This is a genomic window from Bacillus methanolicus MGA3 (assembly GCF_000724485.1).
GTDB classification, from domain to species: domain Bacteria; phylum Bacillota; class Bacilli; order Bacillales; family Cytobacillaceae; genus Bacillus_Z; species Bacillus_Z methanolicus_A.
Genome location: NZ_CP007739.1, coordinates 140038 through 152485, shown reverse-complemented (window position 1 = coordinate 152485; position 12448 = coordinate 140038). Strand labels below are relative to the sequence as shown.

The following is a 12448-nucleotide window of genomic DNA, read 5'->3' as shown; positions in this document are numbered from 1 at the left end:
ATAAAAAAAAGCCTGCACCTCATTCCCAGGAGAAATTCTCAATTCGCACAGATCGAAATTTCTGCAAGAAACGGGAAGAGGCGCATGAGCTAGACGAGACAATCAAATGGTTGCTCATCATAACACTCGTTATGGCTTTGCTTTCGAATAGCAGCGTGAAGAATAAAACCTCCAAGCTATATTATCCGATATACAAAAAGGGCATTGAACAAGTTTCGATATAAACTGTCCGCCGCCCTTGTTGTTAGTAAAGAATTATTAAACTAACTCGATAATCACCATTGGTGCACCGTCACCGCGGCGAGGACCAAGTTTCATGATACGCGTGTAGCCACCTTGGCGTTCTTCGTAACGAGGAGCGATATCAGTGAATAATTTTTGAAGTGCATCTTGCTTTGTTTCAGTATTCGCAACTTCGTTACGGATAAAAGCAGCAGCTTGACGACGCGCATGTAAATCGCCACGCTTTCCAAGGGTGATCATTTTTTCTACAACTGAGCGAAGTTCTTTCGCACGAGTTTCAGTTGTTTCAATACGCTCATTGATAATTAAATCTGTTGCTAAGTCACGCAACATAGCTTTACGCTGAGCACTAGTACGTCCTAACTTTCTGTAAGCCATGAAAGTTTCCCTCCTTTGTTGAAGTCATGATTGTTAGCCGAACTGACAGCAAAATGCCTAGTTAAGCAATTGCTAACTAGTCATCTTTTCGTAAGCTTAATCCAAGCTCTTCAAGTTTGTGTTTTACTTCTTCAAGAGATTTGCGTCCCAAATTACGCACTTTCATCATATCTTCTTCCGTTTTATTAGCTAATTCTTGAACAGTATTAATTCCAGCGCGTTTCAGGCAGTTATATGAACGAACCGATAGATCAAGCTCTTCAATTGTCATTTCAAGAACTTTTTCTTTTTGGTCTTCCTCTTTTTCTACCATAATTTCTGCATTTTGAGCTTCATCCGTTAATCCGACGAAGATATTTAAATGCTCTGTTAATATTTTGGCCCCTAGAGCAATTGCTTCCTGTGGACCTGTGCTGCCATCTGTCCAAACATCAAGCGTAAGCCTGTCATAGTTTGTCATTTGGCCAACACGTGTATTTTCAACTTGATATTGAACACGTGAAACCGGTGTAAAGATAGAGTCAATTGGGATCACACCAATTGGCTGATCTTCTTTCTTGTTCTGTTCAGCAGGCGTATAGCCACGTCCGCGTTTTGCAGTTAAACGCATGCGCAGATGACCGTTTTTCGCAAGAGTCGCAATGTGAAGATCAGGATTTAGGATTTCCACATCACTATCATGTCTAATATCAGCTGCAGTTACTATTCCTTCTCCCTGCGCATCAATTTCAAGCGTTTTTTCTTCATCTGAGTAGATTTTCAGCGCTAGTTTTTTAATGTTTAAAATAATAGATGTAACATCCTCTACAACGCCTTCAATTGTTGAAAACTCATGAAGCACCCCATCGATTTGAATCGATGTGACAGCGGCACCTGGGAGTGAGGATAATAGGATACGACGTAAGGAGTTACCCAAAGTTGTACCATATCCACGCTCAAGTGGTTCTACGACGAACTTCCCATACTTGGCATCATCGTTGATCTCAACGGTTTCAATTTTTGGTTTTTCTATTTCGATCATCAAATATACCCTCCTTCAAAACGTCGAAACCCGGCATGGTAAACATACCGAAATTCCCCCATGTTTACGTTCCCGTTTGTGCACAACAACTGGATTAATGATTTCCGTACAATCACGAAAAAAGTTGTATCATATCCCATTATAGACAGGGATACAAAATCTATACAGAAATATTAAACACGGCGACGTTTTGGCGGGCGACATCCGTTATGCGGAACTGGAGTTACGTCTTTAATTGCTGTGACTTCAAGTCCTGCAGCTTGAAGAGCACGGATAGCAGCTTCACGTCCCGCACCAGGTCCTTTAACTGTTACTTCAAGTGATTTCATACCGTGTTCCATTGACGATTTGGCTGCGGTTTCAGCTGCCATTTGTGCCGCAAATGGAGTTGATTTACGAGAACCTTTAAAACCAAGCGCACCTGCACTTGACCATGCAATCGCGTTACCATGAACGTCAGTGATCGTTACGATCGTGTTATTGAAAGTTGAACGAATGTGAGCAATACCAGTTTCAATATTCTTTTTCACACGGCGTTTGCGTGTATTAGTTTTACGAGCCATTTAGATGTACCTCCTTTACCGATTATTTTTTCTTGTTCGCTACAGTCTTACGAGGACCTTTGCGTGTACGTGCATTGTTTTTCGTATTTTGTCCGCGAACAGGTAAACCACGGCGATGACGTAAACCACGATAGCACCCGATTTCCATTAAACGCTTAATGTTAAGGGATACTTCACGGCGAAGGTCACCTTCAACCTTTAATTTATCAACGATATCACGGATTTTGTTTAGTTCCTCTTCTGTTAAATCGCGAACGCGAGTGTCTTCAGAAACACCTGCTTCCGCTAAAATCTTTTGAGCTGTAGGTTTACCGATACCATAGATATAAGTCAAAGAAATTACTACACGTTTCTCACGTGGAATATCTACACCAGCAATACGTGCCATCTAGAGTGCACCTCCTTCAAAATTAACCTTGTTTTTGTTTATGTTTAGGATTTTCGCAGATAACCATTACTTTACCGCGTCTGCGGATAACTTTACATTTTTCGCAGATCGGCTTTACAGATGGTCTGACTTTCATTATTCTAACCTCCTTAATAGTACGGAGTGCATTTATAGGATTATTTAAAGCGGTACGTAATTCTTCCGCGAGTTAAGTCATATGGTGAAAGCTCAACTGTTACTTTATCTCCAGGTAAAATCCGAATGAAGTGCATGCGAATTTTACCGGACACATGAGCCAATACAGTATGACCATTTTCTAATTCTACCTTAAACATGGCATTTGGCAAAGTTTCAACGACTGTACCTTCCACTTCAATAACATCATCTTTTGCCATCGAACTCATCTCCCTTCTTACGCTCAAATTTGGATTCATTTATAAACTTTGCAAGTGCAAAGCGAAGCTTTCCGTTTGTTACACGGCCTGTTTCCCTGATACTGCTTTGAACTTCCGGAGATATGTGTTGAGTCAGTTGAAGATGTTGAATATTCTTTTTCTTGGGACGGTCAAACTTTCGTTTTTCTCCGTCTGCAAGATATACAAATGGTTCTTCACCCAACCTTATTATTATAGCATATTGACCGGCATCCCGTCCGCTCGTAATTCGAACAATCTGCCCAATTTGCGGACCAGAATCATAATCGATCAACGAAAATCACCTGCACTTAGGCTTTCGTTAATATCTCACACCCTGTTTCAGTGATTGCTACAGTATGCTCAAAATGAGCACACATTTTTCCGTCAACTGTCACAACTGTCCAATTATCAGTTAACGTTTTAACATATCGGCTTCCCGCATTCACCATTGGTTCAATCGCTAATACCATTCCAGGCTTTAGACGCGGACCTTTGTTGGGCGGACCATAATGAGGAATTTGCGGGTCTTCATGTAATTCTTGCCCTACTCCGTGTCCTACATACTCGCGTACAATGGAAAAGCCGTTTGATTCCACATACGTTTGAATCGCATGGGAGATGTTCGATAGGCGCTCTCCAGGCTTTGCTTCCATCAGGCCTCTGTATAGAGATTCTTCCGTTACCTCTAAAAGGCGATTTGTTTCTTCATCTATATTTCCAACTGGATATGTCCAAGCCGAGTCACCATGATAACCATTATATTTAACACCGATATCGATCGTGATAATATCGCCCTCTTTTAAAACACGATCACTCGGAATCCCGTGAACAAGCTCATTATTGACTGAGGCACAGATGCTGCCAGGGAAACCATTATAACCTTTAAAAGAAGGGATTGCATCAGTTTTAAGGATAAACTGTTCCGCAATTGCATCCAGTTCCTTTGTTGTAATACCAGGTGAAATATGCTTTTTTAGCTCCTGATGGGTAAGGGCTACAATCCTGCCGGCTTCCCTCATAATTTCAATTTCTCGAGGGGTTTTCGATATAATCATTAATGTAAGCCCCCAAGCAATTCATCAATATCAGCAAACACTTTTTCAATGTCTTGCTGACCATTGATATTGCGTAAATACCCTTTTGATTCATAGAAGTCTAATAAAGGTTTTGTTTGTTTCATATTTACTTCTAAACGATTTTGGACTGTCTCACTGTTATCATCCGCACGCTGATACAGCTCCCCGCCGCAGCGGTCGCATACACCTTCAACCTTCGGAGGATTAAAGACAAGATGATACGTTGCGCCACAGTTTTTGCAGATGCGGCGTCCAGTCAAACGTTCCATTAAAATATCTTTATCTACAACTACGTTAATAACATAATCTATTTTTTTATCCATGCTGGCCAGCATGGCTTCAAGAGCTTCAGCTTGGGCAACTGTTCTTGGAAATCCGTCTAAAAGGAATCCATTCTGACAGTCATCCTTGCTTAATCTTTCACGGACAATGCCAATTGTCACTTCATCAGGGACAAGTTCACCTTTATCCATGAAAGACTTAGCCTTTAAACCAAGTTCCGTTCCTTCGTTCATAGCAGCACGGAACATATCTCCTGTTGAGATATGAGGGATGTTGTATTTTTCCACGATCTTCTCGGCCTGAGTACCTTTACCTGCACCTGGAAGCCCCATTAATACTAAATTCACCCGTATTCCCCCTCAGTCTCTTAATAGGTTTTAGGGAGCATCTGCCCCTAAAACCACATTATTTAATGAAACCTTTATAATGGCGTTTTACAAGCTGTGCTTCAAGCTGTTTCATTGTTTCAAGCGCTACACCGACAACGATGAGAAGGCTCGTTCCACCGATCTTAGCAGAGTGTGGCAACCCGGCGAACTGAATAAAGAAAACCGGCATTATCGCAATAAATGCTAAGAACAACGAACCAGGCAGTGTCAGACGGTATAAAACGCGTGTCAAGTACTCCTGTGTGTTTTTTCCAGGACGTATTCCAGGAATATAACCGCCTTGCTTTTTAAGGTTTTCCGCAACTTGCTCAGGATTTACTTGTATAAAAGCATAGAAGTACGTAAAGGCAATAATAAGTGCCACGTAACAGATCATACCAATTGGCTTAGTATAATCAAACGTCTTCTGAATCCAAAGCGTTACATCATTTTGCCCAAAAAATGAAGCAATCGTTGGCGGTGTAACAATAAATGAAACCGCAAAGATAACTGGAATAACGCCGGCAGAATTCACCTTTAACGGTAAATGCGTTGATTGTCCCCCTACTGGATTTCTCCCTGCAACCATTCGATTCGCATATTGTATCGGGATCTTCCGCAATGCCTGCTGGATAAAAATAACCCCGACAATTAACGCAATGACTGCTAAAACAATTAACACGACTGTAATAATTCGCAAAAATAATTGTTCCCCTGAATTTTCAAGCTGTTGCGCATAGATTTGGTTGAATGTCGACGGAATTCCGGCAACAATCCCCGCAAAGATGATGATCGAGATTCCGTTTCCCACACCTTTTGCTGTAATTTGTTCGCCTAACCACATTAAAAAGGCCGTTCCAGCAGTTAATACAATCGCGATCAGCAGATAGGTAGAGATGCCGGGATCTACGATAAGCATCCCTCTTGACATGTTATTAAAACCGTAAGACATGCCAAAAGCTTGGATTAATCCAAGTACAATTGTAAAATAGCGGGTAAACTGAGCTAATTTGCGGCGCCCAACTTCTCCCTGTTTTGACCATTCCGTAAATTTTGGCACAACATCCATTTGTAATAATTGAACAATGATTGATGCTGTGATATACGGCATAATTCCCATCGCAAAAATAGAGAAGTTTTTTAAAGCTCCGCCCCCAAATGTATTTAAAACGCCAAACACGTTAAGTTGATCTTGTACTTTTAAAACCTCTGCATTCACATTCGGTACAGGGATAAATGCACCGATGCGGAATACAATTAACATTAAAAGGGTGAATATGATTTTACGTCTTATTTCACCCACGCGCATAAAATTGGAGATTGACTGAAACATTAAATCACCTCAGTTTGACCGCCGGCAGCTTCAATCGCTTCCTTTGCAGCAGAGGAGAATTTATGAGCTTTTACAGTAAGCTTTTTCTCAACTTTTCCTTTTGCAAGAATTTTAATACCTGCTTTTTCATTGCGTACTACCCCAGTTTCAATCAGAAGTTCTGGAGTAACTTCAGTACCTTCTTCAAAACGGTTTAAGGCATCAAGGTTTACAATTGCATATTCTTTGCGGTTAATGTTTGTAAATCCACGTTTAGGCAAACGTCGGAAAAGTGGAGTTTGACCACCTTCGAAGCCAGGACGAACACCACCGCCAGAACGTGCATTTTGACCTTTATGACCTCGACCAGCAGTTTTACCGTTACCAGAACCAATACCGCGACCTTTGCGTTTGCGGTCATGGCGAGAACCTTCTGCAGGCTTTAATTCATGAAGTTTCATGTTGGCACCTCCTTATTCAAGAAGAATGAAATTATTGTTCTTTTACCGTTACAAGGTGAGCAACTTTATTGATCATTCCGCGAATAGCTGGATTGTCTTGATGCTCAACTGTTTGGTTCAATTTACGTAATCCAAGAGCTTTAACTGTTTCGCGTTGGTCTTTAGGACGACCAATTACGCTGCGAGTGAGGGTAATTTCTAGTTTTTTCGCCATTTGATTTCCCTCCTTATCCTAACAGTTCTTCTACTGATTTACCACGTAATTTTGCTACGTCCTCAGCACGTTTTAATTGTTTTAAACCGTCAATTGTTGCACGAATCATGTTAATTGGTGTATTTGTTCCCAATGATTTAGAAAGGATATCACCAACACCAGCTAACTCAAGTACCGCACGAACTGGACCGCCAGCAATAACTCCAGTACCTTCGAGAGCAGGTTTTAAAAGAATTTTCCCTGCACCAAAATGTCCGATAACTTCGTGTGGAATTGTCGTACCAACGATAGGTACTTTAATTAAGTTTTTCTTCGCATCTTCAATTGCTTTGCGAATAGCATCAGGTACCTCTTGAGCTTTTCCAGTACCGAAACCAACATGACCGTTTTTATCTCCTACTACTACAAGAGCAGAGAAGCGGAATCGACGACCGCCTTTAACAACTTTCGCTACACGATTAACGGTAACTACGCGTTCTTCAAGTTCAAGTTTGTTTGGATCAATGCGACGCATCTTTTCGTGTCCCTCCTTTGTCTATTAAAATTCTAAACCGTTTTCACGGGCAGCTTCTGCTAAAGCTTTAACCCGTCCATGATACAAGTATCCGCCACGATCAAACACCACAGATTTAATTCCTTTTTCGATAGCACGTTTAGCAACTAATTCTCCGACCTTTTGTGCTGCCTCAACGTTCCCGGTGGACTCAAGGTTCAAATCTTTATCTAATGTTGAAGCACTTGCTAAAGTAACTCCATTCACATCGTCGATTAGTTGTGCATAAATGTGTTTGTTTGAACGAAACACGTTTAAACGAGGACGAGCTGCAGTACCGCTTAGTTTAGAACGAACACGAGCATGTCTTTTCTTGCGGACTGCATTTTTGTCAGGTTTCGTAATCATTCAGGTCACTCCTTTCGTTTACCTATGCGGCATTACTTACCAGTTTTACCTTCTTTACGGCGCACATATTCGCCTTCGTAGCGGATTCCTTTACCTTTGTATGGCTCTGGTGGACGAACTTGGCGAATGTTTGCTGCTAAAGCTCCAACACGTTCTTTGTCAATACCTTTTACGACAACTTTTGTGTTAGCTGGAACTTCAATTTCAAGACCTTCTTCAGGTTCAATTTCTACAGGATGAGAGTAACCGACGTTAAGTACTAGCTTTTTGCCTTGTTTTTGAGCACGGTATCCAACCCCGACCAGCTCAAGGCTTCTTTCAAAGCCTTTGGATACTCCTTCCACCATGTTTGCGATAATCGCACGAGTTGTGCCGTGCAACGCGCGGTGTTCTTTCACATCAGATGGGCGAGTGACAGTAACTACGTTATCTTCTACTTTAATTTCCATATCTGGGTTAAACGAACGAGTTAATTCGCCTTTAGGGCCTTTTACTGTCACAGTATTGTTATTAACAGTAACTGTAACACCAGATGGGATTTCAATTGGTTTTTTACCTATGCGAGACATTTATTGCACCTCCATTCATTCAGAAACTGTATTACCAAACGTATGCTAAAACTTCTCCACCGATTTGTTTTGCACGAGCTTCTTTATCAGTCAAAACACCTTGAGAAGTTGATACAATTGCGATGCCAAGACCGTTTAATACACGAGGCACTTCGTTGGATTTTGCATAAACACGAAGACCTGGCTTACTGATGCGTTTTAAACCAGTAATAACACGTTCATTGTTTGGGCCGTATTTTAAGAAAATGCGGATAATACCTTGTTTATTATCATCAATATACTCTACATCACGAATGAAACCTTCGCGCTTTAGAATTTCAGCAATTTCTTTTTTAATATTAGAAGCAGGTACTTCTAATTTTTCGTGACGAACCATATTCGCATTGCGAATACGAGTAAGCATATCTGCAATTGGATCTGTCATGACCATTTTTTTTTACCTCCTTCCCAGAGTTGGGTTTTACCAGCTTGCTTTTTTCACACCTGGAATTTGTCCTTTGTATGCTAATTCACGGAAACAAATACGGCAAAGCTTAAATTTGCGGTATACAGAGTGTGGACGACCGCAGCGTTCGCAGCGTGTGTACTCTTGCACTTTAAATTTAGGCTTGCGTTTTTGTTTCGCAATCATTGATTTTTTAGCCACATTTTCGCCTCCCTCTATTTAGCGATTACTTTTGGAATGGCATTCCAAATTGAGTTAAAAGTTCACGAGCCTCTTCATCAGTCTTAGCAGTGGTTACAATGACAATATCCATACCACGTACTTTACTTACTTTATCGTAATCAATTTCAGGGAAGATCAACTGTTCTTTTACGCCAAGTGTGTAGTTACCGCGGCCGTCAAATGCTTTCTTAGAAACTCCGCGGAAGTCACGTACACGCGGAAGAGAAACAGAAATCAGTTTGTCGAAAAACTCGTACATACGCTCTCCACGAAGAGTAACTTTTGCACCGATTGGCATACCTTCACGAAGACGGAAACCAGCAATTGATTTTTTTGCACGAGTTACAACTGGTTTTTGTCCTGTAATTGTTGCAAGCTCTTCAACAGCATTATCAAGAGCTTTTGCGTTTTGAACAGCGTCACCAACACCCATGTTGATTACGATTTTTTCAAGTTTAGGTACTTCCATTACAGATTTATAGTTGAACTTGCTCATAAGAGCAGGAGTAATTTCTTTTACAAATTTTTCTTTTAGGCGGTTCATTTATTGTACCTCCCTTCTTATATGAACTATTTATCTAAAACTTCACCAGATTTTTTCGCAATGCGAACTTTTTTGCCATCAACCACTTTGTAGCCAACTCGTGTTGGTTCTCCTGTTTTCGGGTCAATTGGCATTACGTTTGATACATGAATAGGTGCCTCTTGGCTGATAATTCCGCCCTGCGGATTAGCTTGAGAAGGTTTAGAATGCTTTTTAATAATATTTACACCTTCTACTAGGACACGGCTTTTCTTAGGAAAAGCAGCCAGGATGATTCCTGTTTTGCCTTTGTCTTTGCCAGAGATGACCATTACTTTGTCACCTTTTTTTACATGCATCTGCTTTCGCACCTCCTTAAAGGCATTAAATTTGAGTTATAGTACTTCTGGAGCTAAAGACACGATTTTCATAAAGTTGTTGTCGCGTAGTTCACGAGCAACAGGTCCGAAGATACGAGTTCCACGAGGGCTCTTATCATCACGGATAATAACACATGCGTTTTCATCAAAACGGATATATGTGCCATCATTACGACGGACGCCGCGTTTTGTACGAACAACAACGGCTTTTACAACATCACCTTTTTTAACAACGCCACCTGGTGTTGCTTGTTTGACTGTACATACGATGACGTCACCGATATTAGCTGTTTTGCGGCCAGAGCCACCAAGAACTTTAATAGTAAGTACTTCACGAGCACCAGAGTTGTCAGCAACTTTTAAACGTGATTCTTGTTGAATCATGTGTGTAACCTCCCTTCGGAATCAACCTTAATCCGAACAATTAAATAATAACGGCTTTTTCCACCACTTCAACTAAACGGAAGCGTTTTGTAGCTGAAAGCGGGCGAGTTTCCATAATGCGTACGATATCGCCAACTTTTGCCTGGTTTTGCTCATCATGAGCTTTAAACTTCTTAGAGTATTTAACGCGCTTACCGTAAAGAGGATGCTTTTTGTAAGTCTCTACAAGAACTGTAATTGTCTTATCCATCTTGTCAGAAACAACGCGTCCTGTGTAAACTTTGCGTTGGTTACGTTCACTCATTGTGCGAACCTCCTCTCAGGTTATCGATTGTTAACACCGATCTCTCTTTCACGAATAACAGTTTTCATTCGAGCAATCGCTTTGCGTACTTCCCGAATACGGGCTGTGTTTTCTAGTTGTCCAGTTGCTAATTGAAAGCGTAGGTTAAAAAGCTCTTCTTTTAGAGACTTTACTTTTTGTTCAATTTCGGCAGTGGTAAGTTCACGAATTTCATTAGCTTTCATTAGATTCACCACCAATTTCTTCTCGTTTTACAAACTTACATTTCACTGGCAGTTTGTGTGATGCAAGGCGCAATGCTTCACGAGCGATCTCTTCAGATACACCTGCAACTTCAAACATTACTTTCCCTGGCTTTACAACTGCTACCCATCCTTCAGGAGCACCTTTACCGGAACCCATGCGGACCTCTAATGGTTTTGCAGTGTATGGTTTATGAGGGAAGATTTTAATCCAAACTTTACCGCCACGTTTCATGTAACGTGTCATAGCAATACGTGCAGCTTCGATTTGACGGTTTGTAATCCAACCAGCTTCTGTAGCTTGTAAACCGAATTCACCGAAATGTACTTCAGTACCGCCTTTAGCGCGTCCGCGCATTTTTCCGCGGTGCTCACGACGATATTTAACGCGTTTTGGCATTAACATAATTAATTGCCTCCTTCCTCAGTTTTCTTCTTCACAGGAAGGACTTCTCCACGATAAATCCATACTTTTACACCAAGCTTGCCGTATGTTGTATCAGCTTCAGCAGTTGCATAGTCGATGTCGGCACGAAGAGTATGAAGTGGAACTGTTCCTTCGCTGTAGTGCTCAGAACGGGCGATGTCGGCACCGCCTAAACGACCGGATACCATTGTTTTAATTCCTTTTGCTCCAGCACGCATTGCACGTTGAATAGCCTGTTTTTGTGCACGGCGGAATGATACACGGTTTTCTAATTGACGGGCAATATTTTCAGCAACTAATTTTGCGTCAATATCAGCTTTCTTAATTTCAAGGATGTTGATGTGTACCCGTTTTCCTGTAAGATTGTTAAGCGCCTTGCGAAGAGCTTCAACTTCTGTACCGCCTTTACCAATTACCATACCAGGCTTTGCAGTGTGGATAGTAATATTTAAACGGTTTGCGGCACGTTCAATTTCTACTTTAGAAACAGAAGCATCGCTTAAACGCTTCGTGATGTACTCACGTACTTTAAGGTCTTCGTGTAAAAGATCAGCGTATTCTTTTTCTGCGTACCATTTTGATTCCCAATCACGGATGATCCCGATACGCAAACCGACTGGATTCACTTTTTGACCCACTGATTATCCCTCCTTCTTTTCTGATAAAACGATTGTAATGTGACTTGTACGTTTGTTAATTTGGCTTGCACGTCCCATTGCACGAGGACGGAAACGTTTTAATGTCGGCCCTTCGTTTACGTAAGCCTGAGATACAACGAGATTATTAACGTCCATTTCGTAGTTATGTTCTGCGTTAGCAACAGCAGATTTCAATACTTTTTCTACGATCGGAGAAGCAGCTTTTGGAGTGTGTTTTAAAATTGCCACCGCTTCACCAACTTGCTTTCCTCGAATTAGATCTACAACTAAACGAGCTTTACGAGGAGCAATACGAACTGTTCTTGCAACAGCTTTAGCTTGCATCTGAAAATGCCCTCCTCTCATTAACGTCTTGTTTTCTTATCGTCACTTGCGTGGCCTTTATAAGTACGAGTTGGAGCAAACTCTCCTAACTTGTGTCCTACCATATCTTCAGTAATATAAACAGGAACATGTTTGCGACCGTCATAGACAGCGATTGTGTGTCCGATGAATTGCGGGAAGATCGTTGAACGGCGTGACCAAGTTTTCACAACTTGTTTTTTATCCGTTTCATTTAATTTTTCGATCTTTTTCATTAAATGCTCATCAACAAAAGGTCCTTTTTTTAAGCTGCGACCCATATTTGAACCTCCCTTCGTGATTGTTCTACGGTTCGATGTATGAACCG

Annotated in this window: 26 protein-coding genes; all 26 read right to left on the bottom strand. The window is 41.2% G+C overall.

From position 1 onward, the window contains the following. Positions 1-258: 258 nt before the first annotated feature. On the bottom strand, positions 259-621 hold the full coding sequence (rplQ, locus tag BMMGA3_RS00845; protein ID WP_003348570.1) for a 50S ribosomal protein L17: 363 nt from the start codon (positions 619-621) through the stop codon (positions 259-261). Positions 622-697: 76 nt separating this feature from the next. Beyond that, positions 698-1642, bottom strand: a complete 945-nt coding sequence (locus tag BMMGA3_RS00840; protein ID WP_003348571.1) for a DNA-directed RNA polymerase subunit alpha — start codon at positions 1640-1642, stop codon at positions 698-700. 173 nt (positions 1643-1815) lie between these two features. Further along, entirely contained in the window at positions 1816-2205 is a 390-nt protein-coding gene (rpsK, locus tag BMMGA3_RS00835) for a 30S ribosomal protein S11 (protein WP_003348572.1), read from the bottom strand. Positions 2206-2227: 22 nt separating this feature from the next. Next, the gene (rpsM, locus tag BMMGA3_RS00830) at positions 2228-2593 is read right to left on the bottom strand and encodes a 30S ribosomal protein S13 (RefSeq protein ID WP_003348574.1); all 366 of its coding nucleotides are present in this window, start codon (positions 2591-2593) and stop codon (positions 2228-2230) included. Positions 2594-2615: 22 nt separating this feature from the next. After that, positions 2616-2729, bottom strand: a complete 114-nt coding sequence (gene rpmJ / locus BMMGA3_RS00825) for a 50S ribosomal protein L36 (RefSeq protein WP_000868344.1) — start codon at positions 2727-2729, stop codon at positions 2616-2618. A gap of 40 nt (positions 2730-2769) precedes the next feature. Next, positions 2770-2988, bottom strand: a complete 219-nt coding sequence (infA, locus tag BMMGA3_RS00820; RefSeq protein WP_003348578.1) for a translation initiation factor IF-1 — start codon at positions 2986-2988, stop codon at positions 2770-2772. Continuing rightward, a complete protein-coding gene (locus BMMGA3_RS00815) occupies positions 2975-3301 on the bottom strand; it encodes a KOW domain-containing RNA-binding protein (RefSeq protein ID WP_003348580.1) in 327 nt (108 codons plus the stop codon). The genes infA and BMMGA3_RS00815 overlap by 14 nt, the downstream gene beginning before the upstream one ends. A 16-nt stretch (positions 3302-3317) precedes the next feature. After that, on the bottom strand, positions 3318-4064 hold the full coding sequence (gene map / locus BMMGA3_RS00810) for a type I methionyl aminopeptidase (RefSeq protein ID WP_003348582.1): 747 nt from the start codon (positions 4062-4064) through the stop codon (positions 3318-3320). Continuing rightward, a complete protein-coding gene (locus tag BMMGA3_RS00805; protein ID WP_003348584.1) occupies positions 4064-4714 on the bottom strand; it encodes an adenylate kinase in 651 nt (216 codons plus the stop codon). Before BMMGA3_RS00805 ends, map begins: the two co-directional genes overlap by 1 nt. Positions 4715-4772: 58 nt before the next feature. Beyond that, entirely contained in the window at positions 4773-6068 is a 1296-nt protein-coding gene (gene secY / locus BMMGA3_RS00800; protein WP_003348586.1) for a preprotein translocase subunit SecY, read from the bottom strand. After that, a complete protein-coding gene (rplO, locus tag BMMGA3_RS00795) occupies positions 6068-6508 on the bottom strand; it encodes a 50S ribosomal protein L15 (protein WP_003348587.1) in 441 nt (146 codons plus the stop codon). Before rplO ends, secY begins: the two co-directional genes overlap by 1 nt. Before the next feature lie 31 nt (positions 6509-6539). Further along, positions 6540-6722, bottom strand: a complete 183-nt coding sequence (rpmD, locus tag BMMGA3_RS00790) for a 50S ribosomal protein L30 (RefSeq protein ID WP_003348589.1) — start codon at positions 6720-6722, stop codon at positions 6540-6542. Between the two features lie 13 nt (positions 6723-6735). After that, a complete protein-coding gene (rpsE, locus tag BMMGA3_RS00785) occupies positions 6736-7236 on the bottom strand; it encodes a 30S ribosomal protein S5 (protein ID WP_003348591.1) in 501 nt (166 codons plus the stop codon). A 24-nt stretch (positions 7237-7260) separates the two neighbouring features. Beyond that, the gene (gene rplR, locus BMMGA3_RS00780; RefSeq protein WP_003348593.1) at positions 7261-7623 is read right to left on the bottom strand and encodes a 50S ribosomal protein L18; all 363 of its coding nucleotides are present in this window, start codon (positions 7621-7623) and stop codon (positions 7261-7263) included. A gap of 32 nt (positions 7624-7655) precedes the next feature. Continuing rightward, positions 7656-8192 carry a 50S ribosomal protein L6 gene (gene rplF, locus BMMGA3_RS00775; protein WP_003348595.1) on the bottom strand — a complete coding sequence of 179 codons (537 nt, stop codon included), beginning with the start codon at positions 8190-8192 and terminating at the stop codon, positions 7656-7658. 31 nt (positions 8193-8223) lie between these two features. Next, positions 8224-8622 carry a 30S ribosomal protein S8 gene (gene rpsH, locus BMMGA3_RS00770; RefSeq protein ID WP_003348597.1) on the bottom strand — a complete coding sequence of 133 codons (399 nt, stop codon included), beginning with the start codon at positions 8620-8622 and terminating at the stop codon, positions 8224-8226. A 30-nt stretch (positions 8623-8652) separates the two neighbouring features. Next, on the bottom strand, positions 8653-8838 hold the full coding sequence (rpsN, locus tag BMMGA3_RS00765) for a 30S ribosomal protein S14 (protein WP_003348599.1): 186 nt from the start codon (positions 8836-8838) through the stop codon (positions 8653-8655). Between the two features lie 25 nt (positions 8839-8863). Then, positions 8864-9403, bottom strand: coding sequence for a 50S ribosomal protein L5 (rplE, locus tag BMMGA3_RS00760; protein WP_003348601.1), 540 nt, complete (start codon positions 9401-9403; stop codon positions 8864-8866). Between the two features lie 26 nt (positions 9404-9429). Beyond that, complete coding sequence (rplX, locus tag BMMGA3_RS00755; protein WP_003348603.1) at positions 9430-9741, bottom strand: 50S ribosomal protein L24; 312 nt, start codon at positions 9739-9741, stop codon at positions 9430-9432. A gap of 36 nt (positions 9742-9777) precedes the next feature. Then, a complete protein-coding gene (gene rplN / locus BMMGA3_RS00750; RefSeq protein WP_003348605.1) occupies positions 9778-10146 on the bottom strand; it encodes a 50S ribosomal protein L14 in 369 nt (122 codons plus the stop codon). A 40-nt stretch (positions 10147-10186) separates the two neighbouring features. Further along, positions 10187-10450, bottom strand: a complete 264-nt coding sequence (gene rpsQ, locus BMMGA3_RS00745) for a 30S ribosomal protein S17 (protein WP_003348607.1) — start codon at positions 10448-10450, stop codon at positions 10187-10189. Positions 10451-10470: 20 nt separating this feature from the next. Next, entirely contained in the window at positions 10471-10674 is a 204-nt protein-coding gene (rpmC, locus tag BMMGA3_RS00740) for a 50S ribosomal protein L29 (RefSeq protein WP_003348609.1), read from the bottom strand. Continuing rightward, positions 10664-11098 (bottom strand): 50S ribosomal protein L16, encoded by a 435-nt coding sequence (gene rplP / locus BMMGA3_RS00735; RefSeq protein ID WP_003348611.1) that lies wholly within the window; start codon positions 11096-11098, stop codon positions 10664-10666. The genes rpmC and rplP overlap by 11 nt, the downstream gene beginning before the upstream one ends. A gap of 2 nt (positions 11099-11100) precedes the next feature. Beyond that, the gene (gene rpsC, locus BMMGA3_RS00730) at positions 11101-11757 is read right to left on the bottom strand and encodes a 30S ribosomal protein S3 (protein WP_003348612.1); all 657 of its coding nucleotides are present in this window, start codon (positions 11755-11757) and stop codon (positions 11101-11103) included. A 3-nt stretch (positions 11758-11760) separates the two neighbouring features. Continuing rightward, entirely contained in the window at positions 11761-12102 is a 342-nt protein-coding gene (gene rplV / locus BMMGA3_RS00725) for a 50S ribosomal protein L22 (protein WP_003348613.1), read from the bottom strand. 20 nt (positions 12103-12122) lie between these two features. Continuing rightward, positions 12123-12401 carry a 30S ribosomal protein S19 gene (gene rpsS, locus BMMGA3_RS00720; RefSeq protein ID WP_003348614.1) on the bottom strand — a complete coding sequence of 93 codons (279 nt, stop codon included), beginning with the start codon at positions 12399-12401 and terminating at the stop codon, positions 12123-12125. Between the last annotated feature and the right edge of the window lie 47 nt (positions 12402-12448).

Bases quoted from the DNA above. Each gene is read 5' to 3' on its own strand.
- rplQ (WP_003348570.1), bottom strand. From the start codon at position 621: ATGGCTTACAGAAAGTTAGGACGTACTAGTGCTCAGCGTAAAGCTATG.
- BMMGA3_RS00840 (WP_003348571.1), bottom strand. From the start codon at position 1,642: ATGATCGAAATAGAAAAACCAAAAATTGAAACCGTTGAGATCAACGAT.
- rpsK (WP_003348572.1), bottom strand. From the start codon at position 2,205: ATGGCTCGTAAAACTAATACACGCAAACGCCGTGTGAAAAAGAATATT.
- rpsM (WP_003348574.1), bottom strand. From the start codon at position 2,593: ATGGCACGTATTGCTGGTGTAGATATTCCACGTGAGAAACGTGTAGTA.
- rpmJ (WP_000868344.1), bottom strand. From the start codon at position 2,729: ATGAAAGTCAGACCATCTGTAAAGCCGATCTGCGAAAAATGTAAAGTT.
- infA (WP_003348578.1), bottom strand. From the start codon at position 2,988: ATGGCAAAAGATGATGTTATTGAAGTGGAAGGTACAGTCGTTGAAACT.
- map (WP_003348582.1), bottom strand. From the start codon at position 4,064: ATGATTATATCGAAAACCCCTCGAGAAATTGAAATTATGAGGGAAGCC.
- secY (WP_003348586.1), bottom strand. From the start codon at position 6,068: ATGTTTCAGTCAATCTCCAATTTTATGCGCGTGGGTGAAATAAGACGT.
- rplO (WP_003348587.1), bottom strand. From the start codon at position 6,508: ATGAAACTTCATGAATTAAAGCCTGCAGAAGGTTCTCGCCATGACCGC.
- rpmD (WP_003348589.1), bottom strand. From the start codon at position 6,722: ATGGCGAAAAAACTAGAAATTACCCTCACTCGCAGCGTAATTGGTCGT.
- rpsE (WP_003348591.1), bottom strand. From the start codon at position 7,236: ATGCGTCGCATTGATCCAAACAAACTTGAACTTGAAGAACGCGTAGTT.
- rplR (WP_003348593.1), bottom strand. From the start codon at position 7,623: ATGATTACGAAACCTGACAAAAATGCAGTCCGCAAGAAAAGACATGCT.
- rplF (WP_003348595.1), bottom strand. From the start codon at position 8,192: ATGTCTCGCATAGGTAAAAAACCAATTGAAATCCCATCTGGTGTTACA.
- rpsH (WP_003348597.1), bottom strand. From the start codon at position 8,622: ATGGTCATGACAGATCCAATTGCAGATATGCTTACTCGTATTCGCAAT.
- rplE (WP_003348601.1), bottom strand. From the start codon at position 9,403: ATGAACCGCCTAAAAGAAAAATTTGTAAAAGAAATTACTCCTGCTCTT.
- rplX (WP_003348603.1), bottom strand. From the start codon at position 9,741: ATGCATGTAAAAAAAGGTGACAAAGTAATGGTCATCTCTGGCAAAGAC.
- rplN (WP_003348605.1), bottom strand. From the start codon at position 10,146: ATGATTCAACAAGAATCACGTTTAAAAGTTGCTGACAACTCTGGTGCT.
- rpsQ (WP_003348607.1), bottom strand. From the start codon at position 10,450: ATGAGTGAACGTAACCAACGCAAAGTTTACACAGGACGCGTTGTTTCT.
- rpmC (WP_003348609.1), bottom strand. From the start codon at position 10,674: ATGAAAGCTAATGAAATTCGTGAACTTACCACTGCCGAAATTGAACAA.
- rplP (WP_003348611.1), bottom strand. From the start codon at position 11,098: ATGTTAATGCCAAAACGCGTTAAATATCGTCGTGAGCACCGCGGAAAA.
- rplV (WP_003348613.1), bottom strand. From the start codon at position 12,102: ATGCAAGCTAAAGCTGTTGCAAGAACAGTTCGTATTGCTCCTCGTAAA.
- rpsS (WP_003348614.1), bottom strand. From the start codon at position 12,401: ATGGGTCGCAGCTTAAAAAAAGGACCTTTTGTTGATGAGCATTTAATG.